The organism is Actinomyces sp. HMT 175, from assembly GCF_016694895.1.
Taxonomy (GTDB): domain Bacteria; phylum Actinomycetota; class Actinomycetes; order Actinomycetales; family Actinomycetaceae; genus Actinomyces; species Actinomyces oris.
The window spans coordinates 957,128-974,714 of record NZ_CP068012.1 but is presented as its reverse complement, the minus strand read 5'-3'; the positions used below and the strand labels follow the sequence as shown (position 1 = coordinate 974,714).

Sequence of the window (17,587 nt, the reverse complement as noted above, 5' to 3'; positions counted from 1 at the left end):
CCATGCACAGTGAGGAAAGCACGATGACAGCAGGACGAATCACGGTCTACGGCTCTTGCGTGGCCAGGGACGTGGCCGGTGAGATGGAGCAGCGGGGCTGGAGCGTGGAGCGTTACATCGCCCGCCAGTCCCTCATCAGTGCGGGGTGCCCGGCCGACGTCGGCGACGTCGATCTGTCCCTGCTCAGGTCGTCCTTCGCCCGTCGGTCCTTCCTGTCCGACATGGTAGGCAACCTGGAGGCGCAGCTCACGGCCGTCGCCTCCTACACCGACCTCCTGCTGTGGGACCTGACCGATGAGCGGCTCGGCGTCCTGGAGACCTCCCCCGGGACCTTCCTGACGCGTTCGACCGAGGCGCTGACGGCCGGCCTCTACGAGGGGCTTCCCGCCAGGTTCCTCGAGCTGGGGACGGCCGAGCACCTGCACCTGTGGCGGCCCGCCCTGCTGCGTTTCCACGCCCTCCTGGAGCGGCTCGACCTGGCCAGGCGGACGATCCTCATCAACGTTCCCTGGGCGACACGGACCACCTCGGGGATGTCCACCGTCCCGAGCTGGGGGCAGACGGCCATGGAGGCCAACTGGGTCATGACCCGCTACATCGAGCTCGTCTACCAGGAGACCGACCTGCGGATTCTGCAGGTGCCCGACGAGCTCGTGGTGGCCGACGACGCGCACCGCTGGGGGGCCGCCCCCTTCCACTACGCCGGCTCCCTGTACTCCTGGGTCGCCGACGAGCTGGAGATCTCCCTGGCACCGCGCAGCCTCGCCCCGGCGCTGTGAGCCCCACCCCGTGAGGCAGGGCGGCGTAGGGCCGGTGGGGATCGACGCGCTTCAGCGACGACGCCGCAGCAGCCTGCGAAGGCGCCCTGTCCCGGCCGGGCGCGGCTCGGCCAGCCGGGGTCGGCGGGGCCACAGAGGGACGCGGGGGACGTCTGCACCGGAGTAGCGCTGCGCCGCCTCGGCTCCGGTGAGGACCCAGCCGACGTCGGTGCCGGCGTAGCCCAGGGGCTCCGCCTGCCGGCTGGAAGGCTCGACGGTGCACAGCTCGATGACCTCGCCGTCACGCACCACCGCCACCTCGGGTCGGCCTTTCCACAGCAGAAGGCGGGCCCGGTCCCGGGCACCGAGGTTCCCCCAGGGGCTGCGGAGGATCTGCTCGGAGTCGAGGCGCTGCGCCAGCCCACGCATCTCGGCCGCGTGCATCTGCCCCAGTCCGGGCGGATCAGCGGGCATCCGGCCGGCGTCGACGACCCCGAAGTACCAGCCCAGGTCGTACAGGATCGTCTGCTGAGCCCAGGGCACCCCACCGGCGGCATCGAGAAGGGCGTGGTAGCGCGTGCGCATCTGAGCGATGTAGCGGCCCGGCCGCGACCAGGCGGTCTGAACCGCGGAGTCGCCTGCGACCCGCTTGTCATAGTGGTAGACGGCCTCGGGCACGTAGGTGATCCGGCCCCAGCGGCTGCGGATACGCCCCAGGTAGAGGGCGTCCTCGAAGGTGGGGGCCTCACGGTCCTCCGGGAACCGGGCCGCGAGCGCCCGGTCGGCCCGGATGAGGCACTCGTGGACGGAGAGCTGGATGGCCTGCGGCTGCCGGGCGGCGTCGACCCGGGCGGTCCCGCCCTGGAAGCGGAAGTCGAGGGGGTGGGGGATCTCAGCACCGTCCTGGTGGATGAGGGTGCGGCCGGCCAGGAGGACGTCGCCACGGCGCCTGGCGGCCAGGAGCCGGGTGAGGAAGTCGGGGGCGAGCCAGTCATCGGGATCGGGGAAGCCGATCCACTGTCCCCGGGCCCGCTCCATCCCGAGGTTTCGGGCGCGTCCCTGTCCGCCGTTGTCCGTCTCGATGATCTCAACGTCGAGGTCGGTTCGCCGCGCCCAGCTCCGGCAGGCCCGCGGAGAGTCGTCGCAGGCCCCGTCCAGGACGAGCACGACCTGAAGACGGTGGTGCGGGTGGTCCTGGGCGTCGAGCGAGCTCAGGAAGCGGGGCAGGTAAGGGGCCACCCCGTAGACGGGGATGACGAGGCTGACCAGGGGCGGGCGGCGGCGCATCGGCGGGGCCCCCGCCAGCGGGGCCGGCATCAGATCACGTCGCGTCGGAGCTGGGCGGTCAGGCGGGCGCAGGCTCCGGCGTCGAGCAGGAGGAGGTCCTCGGGGGCGGTGACTCGTCCGGCGACGACGTCCCCCACCGCCTGATGCACCTGCGCACTGGTGTCGGCGCCGATGGCTCCAATGGCCTCGTGACGGGCGCGGTAGCGATCCGTGTCCGGCCGCCCTCGAGGGTCCCAGACGATGCCGACGCAGCCGGCGATCATGCCCTCGTCGAGGACGGATGAGCGGTCCGAGACCACCGCCCAGGAGCGGGCCAGGGTCTCGGGCAGCTCGCGGCCGGTGACTGCGGGCACGCCCAGGGCCCGGAACCACTCGGGTGCGTGCAGCACCAGCTTGGGGTGGGCGAACAGGACGGTGCGGTGGCCGGCCTGGATCAGGCCGGCGGCCAGCTCGAGCCAGGGCCGGTAGAGCGCGCTGAGGAGTCCGACGGCGTCGGGGTCGCTCTCCAGGGCTCGTGAGACCTCGGGGTCCCAGGTGGGGGCCAGCAGGATGCTGTCGCGCTCGCGTCCCAGCAGGCTGTGGAGGTGGTCGTGGCGGGGGAAGCCGGTACGCCAGACCTCTCGGTCGGTGAGGGTGTAGGAGGTGTGGTCAGCCGTCAGCCCGGCCTGCTCGGCGGCGGTGGCGCACACGACGACGTCCATGCGGGCACCGTTGAACCAGCGCCACATGTCGCGCATGGTCACGCCGTGCTGGAGGAAGACGAGGCGCTGGTCGGGGCCGACGCCCGTGCCGGTGAGGCGGCCCGCGATGAGCGGATCGCCGATATCGGACAGGAGGATGGTCTCGGCGCCGCTCCAGGCGGCGTCGAATCCGGGGCCGGTCGGGTCCAGCAGGACGAAGCCGTCCTGTGCGAGGCGCTCCCAGTCCGGGCTGCTGCGCTCGATGACGAAGATGTGCCGAACGCTGGGTGCGTGGGTGCGGGCGTAGCGGTACAGCGGCTCGGCGTTGTCACCGGCGCTGTCGTGGCGGTCCATGTAGAGCCAGGTACGGGGCCAGTCGGAGGGGGATGAGGCGGTGTACGGCGTGGGCGCTGAGGAGGAGGCCACGGAAGTCGTGGAGGACGCCGCGGAGGAGGCCTCCGGAGCCGGTGACGTGCCGTCGGGCGTCTGGGTCTCCTGCGTGGCGGTGGGACTCAGGAGCCGGGCCAGGCGCCGGCGCAGCCCGGATGAGGCCGCTCCCGGGCGGCCTCGCCCCGGAGGCGTCTCAGGCGGCCTGGGATTTCCCCGGTAGGGGGCGACCGGGAGCTCCTGGCCGTCGATGACGGCGGTGATCCGCCCCTTGGGCAGCCAGACGATGCGCTCGTGGAGCACCACGTCGTCGAAGTAGCGGTGGTCGACCGTCTTGGCGCTGGTCGGCCGGGCCCAGGCGCCATCGACCTTCCACTGCTCCTGGGGCATGTCGCCGGCGTAGAAGTAGGTGGCCTTCTGGTCACTGCGGAACCTGCGCCCCGAGGGCAGGATCGGGGCGGGCATGGGGCCGGCGGCCATGGCGACCAGTGCGGTGCGACGGCCCACGGCCAGCGGCGTGGAGCAGTACGCCTCGATCTGGGGGGCGGGGACGCGCCGGGTGACGGCACGCAGAAGCTGGGCCACCTCGGCGCGCTCGGCGGCCGTGAGCCCCGCCGAGGGGTAGCGCAGTCCGCGGTCGGCGTCGGTGACCTGGATGAGGCGGTGGATGATGAGCTGGTGGACCCAGGCCGGTGGGGGGCTGCCGGCCTGCAGCCACGCCGGCAGCACCGTGCCCAGCAGGTGGCGGTAGTGGTCGATCCTGCCCCAGGGGCCGGGGGGCTGGGGGGCGTGGCGGATGACGGCCGGGCCGTCGTGCAGCCCCACCCGGTTGCCGGTGGCCATGATGTGGGCAATGAGCCCGCTCAGGGCGGCGGTGTGCTCGTCATCGGTCGCGGTCTGCACGCCGGCGGCGTCGTCCCCGCCGTGGAGGGCCCCCGGTCCGTCCCAGTCCTGCAGGCCGTGGCGGGGGATGGTGAGCACCGCTCCGCTAACGGTGTCGGGGAAGATGTGGGGCTCGACGGTCAGGTCAGCGGTGCGGTTGCCGTGCTTGAAGCGCCACTGCAGCCGCTCGTCGCGGGTGCCGTCGGGGCGGATGGTCACGGTCGGGGTGAGGACGACCGCCTCGCCGGTGCCGTGCTGGGCCACTGAGGTGATATAGCCCGGCTCAACCCGGTCTCCCGCCTGGAGGAGCAGGACCCGGGTCCCTGCGGCCAGAGGGCGCAGGACCTGGCCCAGCCCCGCCGGATCGGGGCAGCCAATGGGGACGATCCCGCCTTCGGGCGAGTCCTGGTCAAGAGAGCCGAGTGTGTCCTGCCCATCTGCGGAACCGATGATGATGACGTGCAAGGTCTCGGTGCTGCGGGCATTCATGAGGTGGGCATCTCCATTTCGTGGGGCGGTCCCCAATGACTAATGGTGGACGTAGCCAGCACCTCCGCGTTGGAGATGTCCCAGGTGTGTCCGAAAGTCGTCCCTCTCCGTTGGACGAACCCGAATCGGGAGGCCGAATAGATACGGGCCCCGGCACGTGCGCAGTCATTGAGGAAACCGGTGTCCTCACCAGTGGTCGTCTCGGGAAAAGTCACCTCGCGCGCCAGGTCCGCCCGAGCCACCAGGGTCGGCCCGGAGACGAAAGTCGTATAGCGGTGCTCCCAGTCGGCGAAGCGCAGCACCGTCAGGTCCGGGCCCGTCAAGTGCAGGTAGTGGGCGTGCTTGCCCACGACCTCGGCACGGGCGTAGTCGGCCGCCGCGAGGGACTCGAAGAGGTAGTGATCGCCGTAGAGGTCGTCGTCGTCCATCTTGGCGATGTAGTCGGCCTCGACCCGCGAGAGCATGAGGTTGTAGCAGCCCCCCAAGGGAGTGCTGGTCTCGGCGCTGAGCCAGTCGATCTCCAGGCCCAGCTCGCGGGCCCGGGCCCTGCTGCGGGCCGGGGCGGTGAAGCCATGGGTGAGGATGACCGGGGCCATCGTCACCCGCTGCTGACCGGCTAGGGTCTCAAGGACGTGGTCGATCTGCTCGGGCCGGATGGTGGACACCAACGGTGCGATGGTGGGGCGGCGCGTGGCCCGCTCCCCCATGCCGACGGCTCGCAGCACGGTCTCCACGCGGTGGCTGTAGGTGTGCCGGCTCCAGATCTCCCGTTGCGCCAGATGCGTCATGTACTCCCCGAGGGCCGGGTTGGTCACAAGCGCTCGCACGGTGTGACCGGCCTGGGCGCGGTCGGTGACCTTGGCCAGGGCGCCTGCGGGCAGCAGGCGGTCGGTGGCCGGCGTCGGGGTGCTCACCACGGGAGTGCCGCAGGCCAGGACCTCAATGACGCGGCGCGGAAGCATGGAGGGGCTGTCCACCACGGAGCTGACGTTGAGGAAGACGGCGTAGGCGCGGTAGGCGCTGAGCATCTGGGTGTAGGTGAGGCTGCCGCGCACGTGCGAGTCCCAGGGAGCCGGGAACTGGTAGGTGTCGTCGCCGCCGAGGTACCGGGAGAAGATGTCCAGCCCGTGGGGCAGGCGTGCCGCGACGTCGTGGGCGCCGCCCAGGACGATCTCCATCTGTTCGCGCCGCTCGGGGTACTTGTGAGCGAAATAGGTGCCGGCGAAGGCGACATCCCTCAGGGGCGCGGGACGCCCCGCCTCGTCCAGCAGGCGGATCGGGTTGTGGATCGCGGGCTGGGCGGCGAAGGGCAGGATCCCGATGCGGTCATGTCCCAGGTCGCGCCGGTAGTGCTCTACCATCGCCTCATCGGTGGTGAAGACCCAGTCGAAGAGGCGTGCGGTCTCGATGGCCTCGTCGTAGTGGGCGGGATCCTCCTTGTTCCAGAAGACCGTCGGCACTCCTCGGTCCCGCAGCACGGTAACCATGTCCCTCAGGTGGCCCGAGGGTCCCTGGGAGCCGATGACCTGGAAGCGCCAGGCGTCGTCGTTGCCGTGCCAGGCGGACTCTACGAAGAGCAGGTCGATGGGGGTCTGCTCGACCTGCTCGCGCCAACCGGTGGGGGTCAGGGGCACCGAGCGCCACTCGTAGCCCAGGGCGAGCGCCGTGAACTCGTCGGCGATCACCCCGACGGTCACGTCGTGACGGGGCCCGGTCTCCTGGGGTGTGGGCAGCGGCCAGTCTGGCAGGAGCGTCCGACCCCGTCTCTTGGAGGCCCATCGGCGGGGGCGGGCCCAGGCGGTGGCCCGACGACGGCGCAGGTGCTCACGCAGCCCCGACAGCCCTGAGTGACGCAGGTGCCACAGGGCTCGCCGCAGCTCGGGGGCCGTCCGAGGCGAGGTGCGGGTCTCCGGCGAGCTCATGACTCCCCCCATGTCTCCTCCAGGGAGTCGAGCAGCTCGTCGAGCTGGTCGCCGTCGCGCTCGATGTTGAAGACGTAGTCCCGGTTGGTGACTCCCAGGTCCCGGCCCTCGCAGTCCTTTCCCCTGCCATCGGTGATCTCATCACCGTAGAACAGGTGCAGGCGGTGGCCGAGGACCGAACAGATGAGGTACTCGTTGGTGGCCAGGTAGGACTGGTTGATGAAACCGATGACGTCGATCGGGCGGCGCGCGAACATGATGTTGTACAGGGCCGAGCCGATGTACCCGGCCACGACGTCGGCCTCGTAGAACATGCGGGCCTGCTCCACGATGGAGTGGCCCTCGGGCCGGATGACGGTGAAGCCCCTGCGGGCGAAGCACTCCTCGACCTGATTGCCGTTGAGGCACTCGCGCCACATGTCGGGTTTGCGGGAGATGAAGAGCCTGCGCTGGGGCTTGTCGTTGGGGGTTGATCGCTCCAGCAGGCCGTCACGCAGCCGGTGGCAGGTTGAGGCCAGAGCCGGGTCGGCGAATCGCCCGTTCTGCATGAGGGGCATGGCGCACACGAGGGTGTCGACCTTCACCGGGGAGGTGATGACCTCGACCAGGTCGTCGTCGATGCCGTAGGCCTCCAGGAGGATGCGCTGGTAGGCAGGGGGACGGCCGCGGTCGGCCCTGCTGTTGGTGAGGATCCGGATGTCGGGGTGCGTCGCCCGCGCCAGCTCCCAGGCGTAGAGCCTGGGAACGACCTCGGTCATGAAGTGGCCGAAGTGCCGGTTGTACTCGATGTCCAGGTAGAAAAAGGTTCCTTCACGTCTGGGAGCCGACTGCGTATCGACCGTGGGCGCGGCGTAGTAGTGGTTGAGTTCCTTCAGCGCCGTGTTGACCAGCCGCTTGGTCGTGGCCAGGCGGAAGGTATTGGGCAGCAGGAGATGATCCTTGACAAGCACCTGACGAGGGGCGACGCACACGTCCCGGTACTCCAGGACGGAGGTCTCGGGGATGCGGTTCTCGCGCGGAAACCTCTTGGCGCACAATCCCGGGTTGTTGGTGACGCCAATGACCTCCAGCGGGGTGACCCGGGCGGGGAGGGTCTCCAGTGACCGCCCCCAGGACTCGCCGTAGCGGGCGGACAGGATCGGCGGGGTCTCGGCGTATCGGAGCTTGACGAATCCGTCTCCTCGTTTGCGCAGCACGACACCGCCGTCGAGGACGGTCAGTGCGGCCACCTGCTCACCGTAGGACCGTTCGTCCCCACTCAGCTCCCCCGCGGCTCCGTGCAGACCGGCGAGGCTGCGCGAGGCCCGGGTGATGAGCCCAGCGGTGTTGAGACTCTCGCCCAGCGCCGCACCATCGATGGCGACGTAGTACCCGCCGTCGCGGACAATACCGATGAACAGCTGGGCGGACGTGGCGCGCATGCCCGGGCTGTGGGTGAGTGCGTCCACGAGGACGTCGAACCGGCCGTGAGTGGCCAGGGCCTGGTGCAGGTCGACCTGGTTCGTGAAGGCAACCACTCGGGCCAGACCGATGAGACCGGAGTACTCCACTGGTTCCGCCTCCGGGCACCCGTCCTGCTCGTCCTGCTCGTCCCGCATTGAGCAGACGATCAGCTCGCGCGCTCCCAGCGCCGCCCCGAGCCAGTTACTCAGGTGGGGCTGAGGGCGGTCCAGGAGCACGGCGACACGGAGCGCTGCTCCGGACTCCTCCCCGCGGGACAGCCCTTGGAGGACCTGCTGGAGGATCTCCCCCAGCTCCGCCGAGGGCTTGCCGGCCGGCATCGGGGCACAGACCGCACCCTGGCGAGCCGCTGTGGGCTGTGACCCGTGGGGGCCCGTCATGCGGGCTTCCCTCGCGAGGCCGCCCGCTTGCGCCGCCGCCTCTTGGAAGCCGTCTTCCCCTGGGGCTGCTGGTGGAGTGCCTCGGGGCCGAGCACTGCCTCCAGGGTGTCCCGCAGTGAGCGCGCGTTGTGCTCGGTGACGTCGAAGGCTCCGTGGGCGAGGCGGGGATCGGCCAGTGCCGAGCGGATCGCCTGGGCGATGTCCTGGGGCGAGGTGCCGCTCAGAACCCCGTATCCGAGGTCGATCAGCTCCCGGTTGCCTGGAAGGTCGGAGGCCACGACCCCGGTTCCCAGCGTCATCGCCTCCAGCAGGGTGACCGGCTGTCCCTCGTGCAGGGAGGGCAGGACGAACAGGTCGGCTCCGCCCAGGACCGGGAACGGGTTGTCCATCTGCCCCAGCAGCGCGACGTGCCCGGACAGGCCCAGGGAGTCGATCCTGGCCCGCAGCGTCGCCTCGAGCACCCCGGAGCCGACGATCGCCAGGCCGACGTTCAGTCCCTGAGCGCCGCCGCCCTCGGTGCCGTCCTGCTTACGCAGAAGGGCGAGCGCCTCGATGAGAGCGACCTGGTTCTTCTCCATCGACATCCGCCCCATGGTGGCAAGGACGATGTCGTGCTCGTTCTTCAGGGTGGTGAAGGCCTCCGGGGCGGGTGCCTGTGCCCCGCGGCGGACCCGCTCGACGTTCAGGAGGTTGCGGGCCGAGAGCTGGTGCTGGGTGAGGTCGACACCCAGCCCGGCCAGCCCGCTGCGGTTGTGGCGGGCCAGTCCCGGGCTGACGGCGACGACGGCATCGACAGCGCTGTAGAGGGTGAAGACGCGTCTGAGGCCCGGGTACTTGTCCCGGTACTCGTTGTCCATCTGGTTGTGCTGGTAGCAGGAGGTGCGCGATCCGCGGCGACCCCAGGCCGCGATGAGCGAGACCCAGGTCTCGGCGTAGCCGTCGTACTCGATGGCGGCGTCGGGCACGAAGTCGCCCAGGATGCGGCGCGTCTCGCGCTCGTAGTAGGCCCAGTAGCAGTCCCAGAAGCTCTGCGAGGTGAAGGCATCGGGGTGGCGGGCGAAGTCGTTGACGCAGGCCCGTTCGTGGATCCGCCAAGGAGCGGCCCCGGGCTTGCAGATGACATGGACGTGACGGGGCAGACGGCGGAACATCGCCTGACGGTCCTCGTTGTTGCGCAGGACGGAGGGCTCGACAATGAGGTTGACCGAGTAGAGGTCCGGATCGAGCGCCTCCAGGAGAGCCAGGAGGGCGGAGGCGATCCCGTTGGGGATCATGGAGGCGTGAAACAGGAGGGTACGGCGTCTGCGGGAACCGTCGCCAGACGCGGGCTCGAGGGCGTGGTCCCTGATGATCGCCTGCCGTCCGTGGTCGAGGTCGTCGTCGAAGAAGGCTCGGGCCAGGCGTGACGAGGCCTGTCCGTCCTCGTAGGGGCAGTACCGGTCGAGGGCCTTCTGGGGCGCGACCCCCTCTCCGGCCAGGGCACGCCCGATGGCCGAGGCCAGCTCAGCGCGGTCATAACAGGCCAGCCCGGGGACCTCCCCAGGATCAAGGTACAGGCCCCGTTCGGCCCGGTACTCCTCGATGTCGTGCATGTAGAGCACGATGGGGCGCTTCTGGGGCAGGAAGTCGAAGAGGATCGAGGAGTAGTCGGTCACCAGGACGTCGACGGCGGCCAGCAGCTCATTGGTGTCGATGTCCTTGGGGACGACGCTCACCGGCAGATCGACGCCGGCCAGCAGCTTCTCGGACAGACGGTGGGCGCGGTAGACCACGAGCACGTCGTCACGGGAGGCCATGGCGGTCAGGTCGGCGACCAGGGCCTCGCGGTCCAGCTCTCGCTTGCTGACCCCGCCGCGCCAGGTGGGGGCGAACAGGACCAGACGGCGCTCATCGTCCTCAGCGAGTCCCAGGCGACCTCGCAGCTCCGTGCGCTCCTGGGCGCTCATCGTCAGCGAGGTGTCCAGTCGGGGGGAGCCGGCGACGATGGTGCGGCCCCGGTAGACGTCGAGCAGATCATGGTCCTCCACCAGCGCCCATCGGGTGAGCTCATTGGGCGCCATGAGCGTGGTGCTCAGCTGGAAGTTGCGCTGCAGGTTCTCGTAGTCGAGCAGACCTCCCCGCATGGACCGTCCCAGGGTCTTGAAGGGGGTGCCGTGCCAGGTGTTGAGGTAGCGCTGCTCGCGGCGGCGCACGAAGTAGGGGGCGAAGGAGACGTTGTTGACGAGGTACCCGGCGGTGGCGAGGTACTGCATGTACTCGGTGCTGTGCAGGGGGACGAAGACGACGTTGCGACGCCCCAGCAGATCCGCGGGGATGGCGCCCAGGTCATTGACGGCCCACACGTGCAACAGGTGGGAGTACTCCGGCCGGTCCACCATCCAGCGGAAGATGGCCAGGGGATGGCAGCCGATCGAGGCGCCGTGGTTGGACTCCCACAGCACCAGGTGGGGGCTGACGGGAAGGACCTCCAGGGCCTCGGCGTAGCGGATGTTGCGGGCGGCTGTCGCGGTGCGTCCATAGGCCCTCGGGTCCAGCCCGTCCTTGCAGCCGAACTCCTCGGCCTGCTCGAGGATCTCGCAGGCGAGCTCCACCTGCCCGGCGTCCTGGGCCAGCTGGGCCAGGACCAGGCGGTGATTCCGGTCCCCCTTGAGAACCAGCGGGAGGACATGCCGGATGGACTGAGCGGCCTGACCCGCTGCGGCGGACGGGATCGCCTTACCGGCACCGGGATCATCCGTGGGGTTGTGGGAGCTGAGAGCCTCGTGAAGGCCGAGCATGACGTCGCCGATGGTGGACTCGACCAGGTCCTCCGGCCGCTGCCGAGGCGGAGGTGTGCTCTTCGCGCGGACCAGGTCGAGGAAGCCCGTGCTGGCCAGCTGCTTGGACACCGATGCCAGCCCGCGTGGGGCCGGCCCCAGGTAGGCCCAGAAGGAGGCCAGCGCCTCGTCGTGGCGTCCCAGCCTTGCCAGGCAGACCCCACGGCGATAGTTCCACCAGCTGCGTGCGGGCTTCTTGAGCGTCCGCAAAGCCTCCTGGTACGAGCGCTCCGCGGTGGCGAGGTCGCCGACACGTTCCGAGGCGAGTCCCAGCTTGTAAAGAGTGTTCCCGTTGCCGGTGTCCAGTGAGGCGGCCAGGGCGTACTGTCCTTGTGCCCGCTCGTGCTCGCGCAGACGGTCCAGGCAGTAGGCCAGCTCGTAGGCCCGCTCCACCCTCGTCATCCCCTCGCCCGGGTAGATCTCGAAGAGCTCGGCCGCCAGTCTCCAGTCTCCCCGGGAGCACGCGAACTGGGCCGGTCCCTTGCTGCAGGCCTTTCCCCCGGCGGCCTTGCAGGCGGCGGCGAAGCTGGCGGCGGCGGAGGCCCGATCACCCTCACGGTGGGCGATGACCCCCTGCTCGAAGAGCTCCTGCGCGCTGAGCTCATCGATGTCGGCCAGGGCGTCCAGGGTGCACCTGGCCGGCCCGTTGAGCCCCAGGTGAAGCTGAGCCTGAAGGAGCTTGCGCAGCCAGGCGGCGTCGTTCTCGTGCTCCGGCAGTCCGGAGAGCAGAACCTCCAGGCGCTGCCACTGCGGGGTGCTCGCGGGCAGGCAGGCGAGCAGATTCTCCGAGTAGCGCCGGTCCCGCACCCCCGAGGAGAGGGCCCGCGAGAAGAAGACGGAGGCCCCCTCCGGATCGTCCTGACGCTTGAGGAGGCAGCCGGCACGGTAGAAGGCCTCTCCGCAGGAGGGGTCGCGGTAGGCCACCTCGGTGTAGGTCCTCAAGGCCGCCTCGAACCGTTCCTGACGCTCAGCGATGACTCCCAACCGCAGCCGGCTGGCCGTGTCGTGGCCGCTCTCAGAGAGCTTTTCATACAGACGCTTTGCCTCAGCCAGGTTACCGTCCTCGTACTCCCTGGCGGCGGCATAGCGCACCAGCCGGGTGGTGGCCGGCAGCTGCAGGCGGCCGGAAACGGCACGCCCCATTTTTCTGAGAACAGCATCCTTACTCATGATGGTCGCCCTTATTTCAGTATGAACATTACGCGTATTTAATCCTGCGCCTGTTGACGCAGCATGCAGCGAGCCTCGATCCAGGCCTCCGCCCACCCCTCGATACAGCCCGCACAGCGAGCCGCCGCTCAGCGCACCACTCAGCCCAGGCGCATATCACTCTTGATCCGAGTCGTTGAGACCTCGGGAGTCCGCGGGAGGTAGACGACCTCACACAGCCCCTTGAGCTGGTCGTCGAACTCGCCGTTCCAGTCGTCCCCCATGACGAAGACATCAATACCGTATTTGGCGATATCCTCGGTCTTCTGCCCCCAGGTCAGCTCGGGCACCACGAGATCGACATACCGGATGGCTTCGAGCATCACCTTGCGCTCCTCGTAGGAGAAGTAGGCCTGCTTGCCCTTTCCGGCATTGAACTCGTCACTGGACAGCGCCACCATCAGGAAGTCCCCCAGCGCTCGCGCACGCTTCAGCAACGCAATATGACCATAGTGGAGCAGGTCATATGTGCCATAGGTAATCACGCGCTTCATGGGGTCACTTCCTGTTTGGACGTTCGAGGTTCGTCCTCAACAACACTCCGGACAAACCACCGTGAGTATTCCCCACCCCGAGAACCAAAATCGAAGATGTCATAGAATCGATGCGATACCGATATTCCGCCGAAATACCCGTCGTTCGCCGTCGAATATCACAGAGAGTTCCGCCTCACCTTTCCCTCACTCTCACACTCTCGTCACAATTTTTCTTTCCAGTTCTTTTGAGAGGCGATGTTCATCCGCCCTTCCGGTCGCTTATCAGCTCAGGAAACGAGCGATCCATCCCCGGATCCACGTGAGGTTGTCCAGGATCGGCGCGGGTTCCACCTCCAGTGGGGAGTAGCGCCCCTCAGCGACGTCGATGTCGCCGAGGAGCCGCTGCAGGTGGGATGCGAGCTCATCGTGGTCGGCGGCGACCGGCAGCCCCGAGCCCAGGGGCCAGTCACCGTACAGGCCCCTTTCGACATCTCGGTAGGAGGTCAGGTCGGGTGCGTAGACCACTGCCGGTTTCCCAGTCAAAGCGAAGTCGAAGAAGATGCTCGAGTAGTCCGAGACCAGGATGTCGGCCGCCAGCATGAGCTCCTCGACACTCGGGTACCCACTGACATCGATCATCCCTGGGACACATCCGGCCCGGTTCATGTGGTGGCTGCGCATCAGGACCACCGCATCGAGGAGCTCAGCCAGACGCGGCCCGTCCAGCGCCCCCACAGGTCCCGGCCCGTGCGCGGCGGCGCAGCCGGCTGCACCCGTCGAGGGCCGCAGGCTCTCGCGCCAGGTCGGGGCGTAGAGAATGACGGGCTGTCCCGGAGCGATACCGAGCTCGTGGCGCACCCGTCGCCGTACTTCAGCGCCTCCGAGCAGCCTCACGTTGCGGGGGTACTCCCCCACCCGAACCGGCCCGCGGTATCCCAGTGCCTGTTGAAGGCGCCGACCGGCCTGCGGGCTCTGGGCCAGCAGCAGGTCCCACTGAGGGACCTGGCGGTCCATGAGTCGCCGGTATCTCAGGGTGACGGCTCTCGGCGCGTCGTGCAACAGCTTCTTGATCGGAGTGCCGTGCCAGGTCTGGAGCAGGTACTGGCCCTCACGCTTGGAGAACCAGGAGGGGAGGTGGTCGTTGGTGACGATGACACGTGAGGTGCGCAGCGCCTCCACCCACTGCGGGGATCCGACGACGACGGGGCGCGCGCCCGCCGGCACGCGAACCGTCCCGTCAACAACCGACCACCACAGGGGTGCTCCCACGCCGTGGGCCGCCAGGTCCTCGCAGATGGCGGCCGGGTTGTCTCCCGCGCTGCGTCCACCGAAGGACTCCAGGAACACTCCCGGTCTCAGGGGGCCCGCCTCGCGCTCGATGAGGAGCCGGTGGCCCCGTCGTGAGCGCACGCCAGGAGTCAGCGGAGGGATGACAGCAACGGCCACGGAGCCGTCCGTGCGGGTGAGGATCCGCGCGCGGCGCGCCGGGCGCCCGGCATCCGCCCTGGTGACGTCACTATCGGGTTCCGCCGCGCAGCTAGTGGGCGCCGCGGCGATAGGAACCTCGGTGGCCGGACCGTCGATCCCCTCTCCGGCCAGGCAGGCTCCCTCGATCCTGTTGCCGGGCTCGTCCTGCGATACGGTGCTCCAGCTCAGCGGGTAGGTCGCCAGCTCGATGTCGGGATCAGCCAGATCGATGCGCGCCGACCAGCCGCCACCAGGGGCCAGGACGGCCGGCACCGTCATCGCCCGAGCCTCGGCGGCCCTGCCGCCCAGGACGATATCCAGCCCATCCGGGGCCGGCGCCACCGTTCCACTCAGCACCAGCGTTGCGTCAGTGTCCAGACGCGCGCAGAGGAGCACGACGTCGATCTCCCCGCCGGGCCGCGCCTCGCTCCCCCGGATCCCGCTCGGCGCCGGGGCGACCTGGAGCAGCCCCCGCTGACCGCGCGCCTCCAGATGCTGCCCGGTCTCCGGCGGCGCCAGGTGCCTCCTGCTGGAGCCGGCCGGTTGCGGCATCCATGCCCGCACCTCTCGCCCGGCAACGCGGGTCACCACCCGGAACCAGGAGGGGCGGCCCGCTTCGACCTGTAGACGCACCACGATCCCCGAGGTGAGGTAGGAGCGCCACGGGTCGCCGGCCTCCAGGTCGGCTCGGGGGGCCTCACAGCGATCAGCCTGGGCGCGGCCTCGAACTCGTCCGGTCTCATCGACCACCTCGACGGTCGGGCGGTCGATCAGGCCTGGGTCGAGCCCCCAGACCCAGGCGCATCCGCGTACCTCCAGGGTCCTGGGGCCCAGCCAGCGCACCGCGTCGACACCGACGTGCAGTCTTAAGTCGGCGTCCCGGATCTCGGTGAGTCGGCGAGGCACCGGGGCCCCTTCCAGGAGAGCAGGCTCGGGGCGCACGGTGCCCGCCTCGATGGTCAGGGGAAGGTGGCCCAGGTCCTCGCAGCGTCTGCCGATCAGCTCCTCGAGCTCCACGGCGCCGGCCGGCTCGTCCTGGATGAGGAGCCACAGCACGAGTCGGTCGAGCAGCCCGACCGCCTCCCACGCGAGGTCGTCGGCGTCGGCGAGCGCCCTTCTCGCAATGCGGCGCAGCCTCCTGGAGAAGTCGGGCCCCTCCCGGTGAGCGGCCTCGGCCAGACGAACCAGGTCCCGACTCAGGCGTCCGGCGACCAGGCTCCGACGCACCGCCTCCGGGGCGTCGGCGGCCAGCTGCGCCAAAGCGTCCACCTCCGCCAGGAGGCCGACGGGATCCGTGTCCGCACTGAGGCCACGGGCCGCAGAGCCTGCGCGCCAGGTGTAGACCTCCTCATCCAGGACGTCCATCCGGGTCGCGGCCAGAAGCACCGCGAGGGCCCTGGCGGGCAGTGACACGGCGGGGGCGCGGAGCACTCGAGGCCGTCTCGGCGGTGCCCACAGCCTTCGGCGCGCCATGACCGCGCCGGCCACCAGCTCCTCAACCGCCTCGGGCACCCGAGCCGGCGGCTGCGCGAGACGAGGCGCGCGGGGAGGTCCCGCCCCCGGCCCGGCCCCGGTTGCCGGTGTCAAGGACCGCGAGCGCGCGACGACGACGTCGGAGCCCGACCGCTCCAGGCACTCAATCATCGACTGGCAGGCACCGTCGACAAGTCCGTCCCCACCGTCAACAACGGTGACCAGGCCTCCCCTGGCTCGTTTCAGGGCGGCATCCAGCCAACCATCCGGGCCAGCGCCCCGGACATCGTCCCGGTCGCAGGACACGACCCGGACGCGCCGGTCCCTGGCGGACAGGCCGGTGGCCACCTGCTCACCGGAGCTCAGCGCATCGGCCCCCGGACCGACGACGACCAGGACCTCCAGGTCCCTGAAGGTCTGGTTGAGTACGGAGCGGATGGCCCCTTCCAGGTGAGGACCGGCCCCCGCTGCTCGGACGATGACGCTGAGTCGGGGCCGGTGCACGCCGCGCACAGCCGCACCGATGAGACGTCTCAGACGCCTGCCGCCCATGTCCTTCTACCCGTCAGCTGGGGCTCTCGGGCGCGCCAGAACCCCGTGGCGTCGATGACGCTGCGCCCCTCGAGCAGGTGCGGATCAAGGTCGGCGAACTCCTGGTGGCCAACCAGCACCGCCACGACATCAGCCTGTTCGACGGCCTGCCGCCACCCGGTCAGCCGCACGTTGTCCCACCGCGCCAAAGACGCCGGGAGCTCCTTGGCGTGCGGCTCGGCCACCAGGACCTGGGCATGGGGCGCAGCGGCGGCCACCTGCTCAGTGATCGCAAGCGCCGGCGACTGGCGCAGGTCATCGACATCGGCCTTGAAGGTCAGGCCGAGTACCGCCACGATCGGCGAGGAGAAGGGCTCCATCGCCTCAAGGATGCGCCCGACGTAGTGGGCCGGCCGGGAGTCATTGACCTGGCGGGCCGTGCGGATGAGCCGGGTCTCCTCCGGAGCGCTGGACACCAGGAACCAGGGGTCCACGGCGATGCAGTGGCCGCCCACGCCGGGGCCCGGCTGCAGAATGCTCACCCGCGGATGGCGGTTGGCCAGCTCGATGAGCTCCCAGACGTCCACCCCGACCTTCTCGCAGACAAGGGCCAGCTCGTTGGCGAAGGCGATGTTGAGGTCACGGAAGGAGTTCTCCGTCAGTTTGGTCATCTCGGCGGTGGTGGCGTCGGTCAGGACCAGCTCGCCGGCGCAGAAGGTGGCGTACAGGTCTCTGGCCAGGTGCGAGGCCTCGGGGGTCAGGCCGCCGATGACCCGGGAGTTGGTCACCATCTCCGTCATGATGCGCCCGGGCAGCACGCGTTCGGGGCAGTAGGACAGATGCACCTGGGGCCGTGCGCCACTGCCGTCCGTGGACAGGTCCGGGCGCATCAAGCCGATCGCCTCAGCCAGGGCGCGAGTGGTACCGGGCGGGCAGGTCGACTCCAGGACGATGAGCTCTCCCCCTGTGAGACGAGGGGCGATCTGCCTGGTAGCGGCCTCCACCAGGGACAGATCGGCCGCGTGGTCCGAGCCCATCGACGGGGTCGGCACCGCGATGATGTAGGTCCGTGCCGAGGGCGTCTCCATCTGGGCGCGCAGGCGGCCGGCCTCGACCTGTTCGGCCAGCACGGTGGCCAGCCCCTCCTCGAGGAAGGGAAGCTCTCCACGGTTGACGGCCTCGACACGTTCCCGGATCCGGTCCACCCCGACGACGTCGAGCCCGGCGCGGGCCAGGACCGCTGCCGTGGGCAGGCCGATGTACCCCAGCCCGATGACCGCGACGTCGGCTACTTCAGTAGTGTCAGTCATGAGTCTCCATGCATTCGTTCGCGTCCCCGGGGAGCTCCCCGGGGACGCTGCTCCGTGAG

At 69.6% G+C, this 17,587-nt stretch carries 9 protein-coding genes; 1 reads left to right on the top strand and 8 read right to left on the bottom strand.

Going from position 1 to position 17,587, the window contains the following annotated elements; translation table 11 throughout:
- The first annotated feature begins 2 nt into the window (after nucleotides 1-2).
- Entirely contained in the window at nucleotides 3-779 is a 777-nt protein-coding gene (locus JJJ14_RS04165) for a DUF6270 domain-containing protein (RefSeq protein WP_201444766.1), read from the top strand.
- Between the two features lie 51 nt (nucleotides 780-830).
- Here JJJ14_RS04165 and JJJ14_RS04160 read toward each other — a convergent pair whose 3' ends face one another.
- The 8 genes from JJJ14_RS04160 to wecC form a co-directional block, all read right to left on the bottom strand.
- Complete coding sequence (locus tag JJJ14_RS04160) at nucleotides 831-2,075, bottom strand: glycosyltransferase family 2 protein (RefSeq protein ID WP_201444765.1); 1,245 nt, start codon at nucleotides 2,073-2,075, stop codon at nucleotides 831-833.
- Nucleotides 2,075-4,483: a hypothetical protein gene (locus JJJ14_RS04155; RefSeq protein ID WP_201444764.1), complete on the bottom strand. Its 2,409-nt coding sequence runs from the start codon at nucleotides 4,481-4,483 to the stop codon at nucleotides 2,075-2,077. The genes JJJ14_RS04160 and JJJ14_RS04155 overlap by 1 nt, the downstream gene beginning before the upstream one ends.
- Nucleotides 4,480-6,405, bottom strand: coding sequence for a glycosyltransferase (locus tag JJJ14_RS04150; protein WP_236592908.1), 1,926 nt, complete (start codon nucleotides 6,403-6,405; stop codon nucleotides 4,480-4,482). Before JJJ14_RS04150 ends, JJJ14_RS04155 begins: the two co-directional genes overlap by 4 nt.
- Entirely contained in the window at nucleotides 6,402-8,246 is a 1,845-nt protein-coding gene (locus tag JJJ14_RS04145) for a glycosyltransferase family 61 protein (RefSeq protein ID WP_201444762.1), read from the bottom strand. Before JJJ14_RS04145 ends, JJJ14_RS04150 begins: the two co-directional genes overlap by 4 nt.
- Nucleotides 8,243-12,232, bottom strand: coding sequence for a CDP-glycerol glycerophosphotransferase family protein (locus tag JJJ14_RS04140; RefSeq protein ID WP_201444761.1), 3,990 nt, complete (start codon nucleotides 12,230-12,232; stop codon nucleotides 8,243-8,245). The genes JJJ14_RS04145 and JJJ14_RS04140 overlap by 4 nt, the downstream gene beginning before the upstream one ends.
- Nucleotides 12,233-12,372: 140 nt before the next feature.
- A complete protein-coding gene (gene tagD, locus JJJ14_RS04135) occupies nucleotides 12,373-12,765 on the bottom strand; it encodes a glycerol-3-phosphate cytidylyltransferase (RefSeq protein ID WP_075255204.1) in 393 nt (130 codons plus the stop codon).
- 264 nt (nucleotides 12,766-13,029) lie between these two features.
- Entirely contained in the window at nucleotides 13,030-16,239 is a 3,210-nt protein-coding gene (locus JJJ14_RS04130; protein ID WP_201444760.1) for a bifunctional glycosyltransferase/CDP-glycerol:glycerophosphate glycerophosphotransferase, read from the bottom strand.
- Nucleotides 16,221-17,528, bottom strand: coding sequence for a UDP-N-acetyl-D-mannosamine dehydrogenase (wecC, locus tag JJJ14_RS04125; RefSeq protein ID WP_201444759.1), 1,308 nt, complete (start codon nucleotides 17,526-17,528; stop codon nucleotides 16,221-16,223). Before wecC ends, JJJ14_RS04130 begins: the two co-directional genes overlap by 19 nt.
- Nucleotides 17,529-17,587 lie beyond the last annotated feature (59 nt).

What these genes read in the sequence shown, in the direction of transcription:
- JJJ14_RS04150 (WP_236592908.1), bottom strand. Translation starts at nt 6,405, where the DNA reads ATGAGCTCGCCGGAGACCCGCACCTCGCCTCGGACGGCCCCCGAGCTG.
- JJJ14_RS04130 (WP_201444760.1), bottom strand. Translation starts at nt 16,239, where the DNA reads ATGGGCGGCAGGCGTCTGAGACGTCTCATCGGTGCGGCTGTGCGCGGC.
- JJJ14_RS04160 (WP_201444765.1), bottom strand. Translation starts at nt 2,075, where the DNA reads ATGCCGGCCCCGCTGGCGGGGGCCCCGCCGATGCGCCGCCGCCCGCCC.
- JJJ14_RS04140 (WP_201444761.1), bottom strand. Translation starts at nt 12,232, where the DNA reads ATGAGTAAGGATGCTGTTCTCAGAAAAATGGGGCGTGCCGTTTCCGGC.
- wecC (WP_201444759.1), bottom strand. Translation starts at nt 17,528, where the DNA reads ATGACTGACACTACTGAAGTAGCCGACGTCGCGGTCATCGGGCTGGGG.
- JJJ14_RS04145 (WP_201444762.1), bottom strand. Translation starts at nt 8,246, where the DNA reads ATGACGGGCCCCCACGGGTCACAGCCCACAGCGGCTCGCCAGGGTGCG.
- tagD (WP_075255204.1), bottom strand. Translation starts at nt 12,765, where the DNA reads ATGAAGCGCGTGATTACCTATGGCACATATGACCTGCTCCACTATGGT.
- JJJ14_RS04155 (WP_201444764.1), bottom strand. Translation starts at nt 4,483, where the DNA reads ATGAATGCCCGCAGCACCGAGACCTTGCACGTCATCATCATCGGTTCC.
- JJJ14_RS04165 (WP_201444766.1), top strand. Translation starts at nt 3, where the DNA reads ATGCACAGTGAGGAAAGCACGATGACAGCAGGACGAATCACGGTCTAC.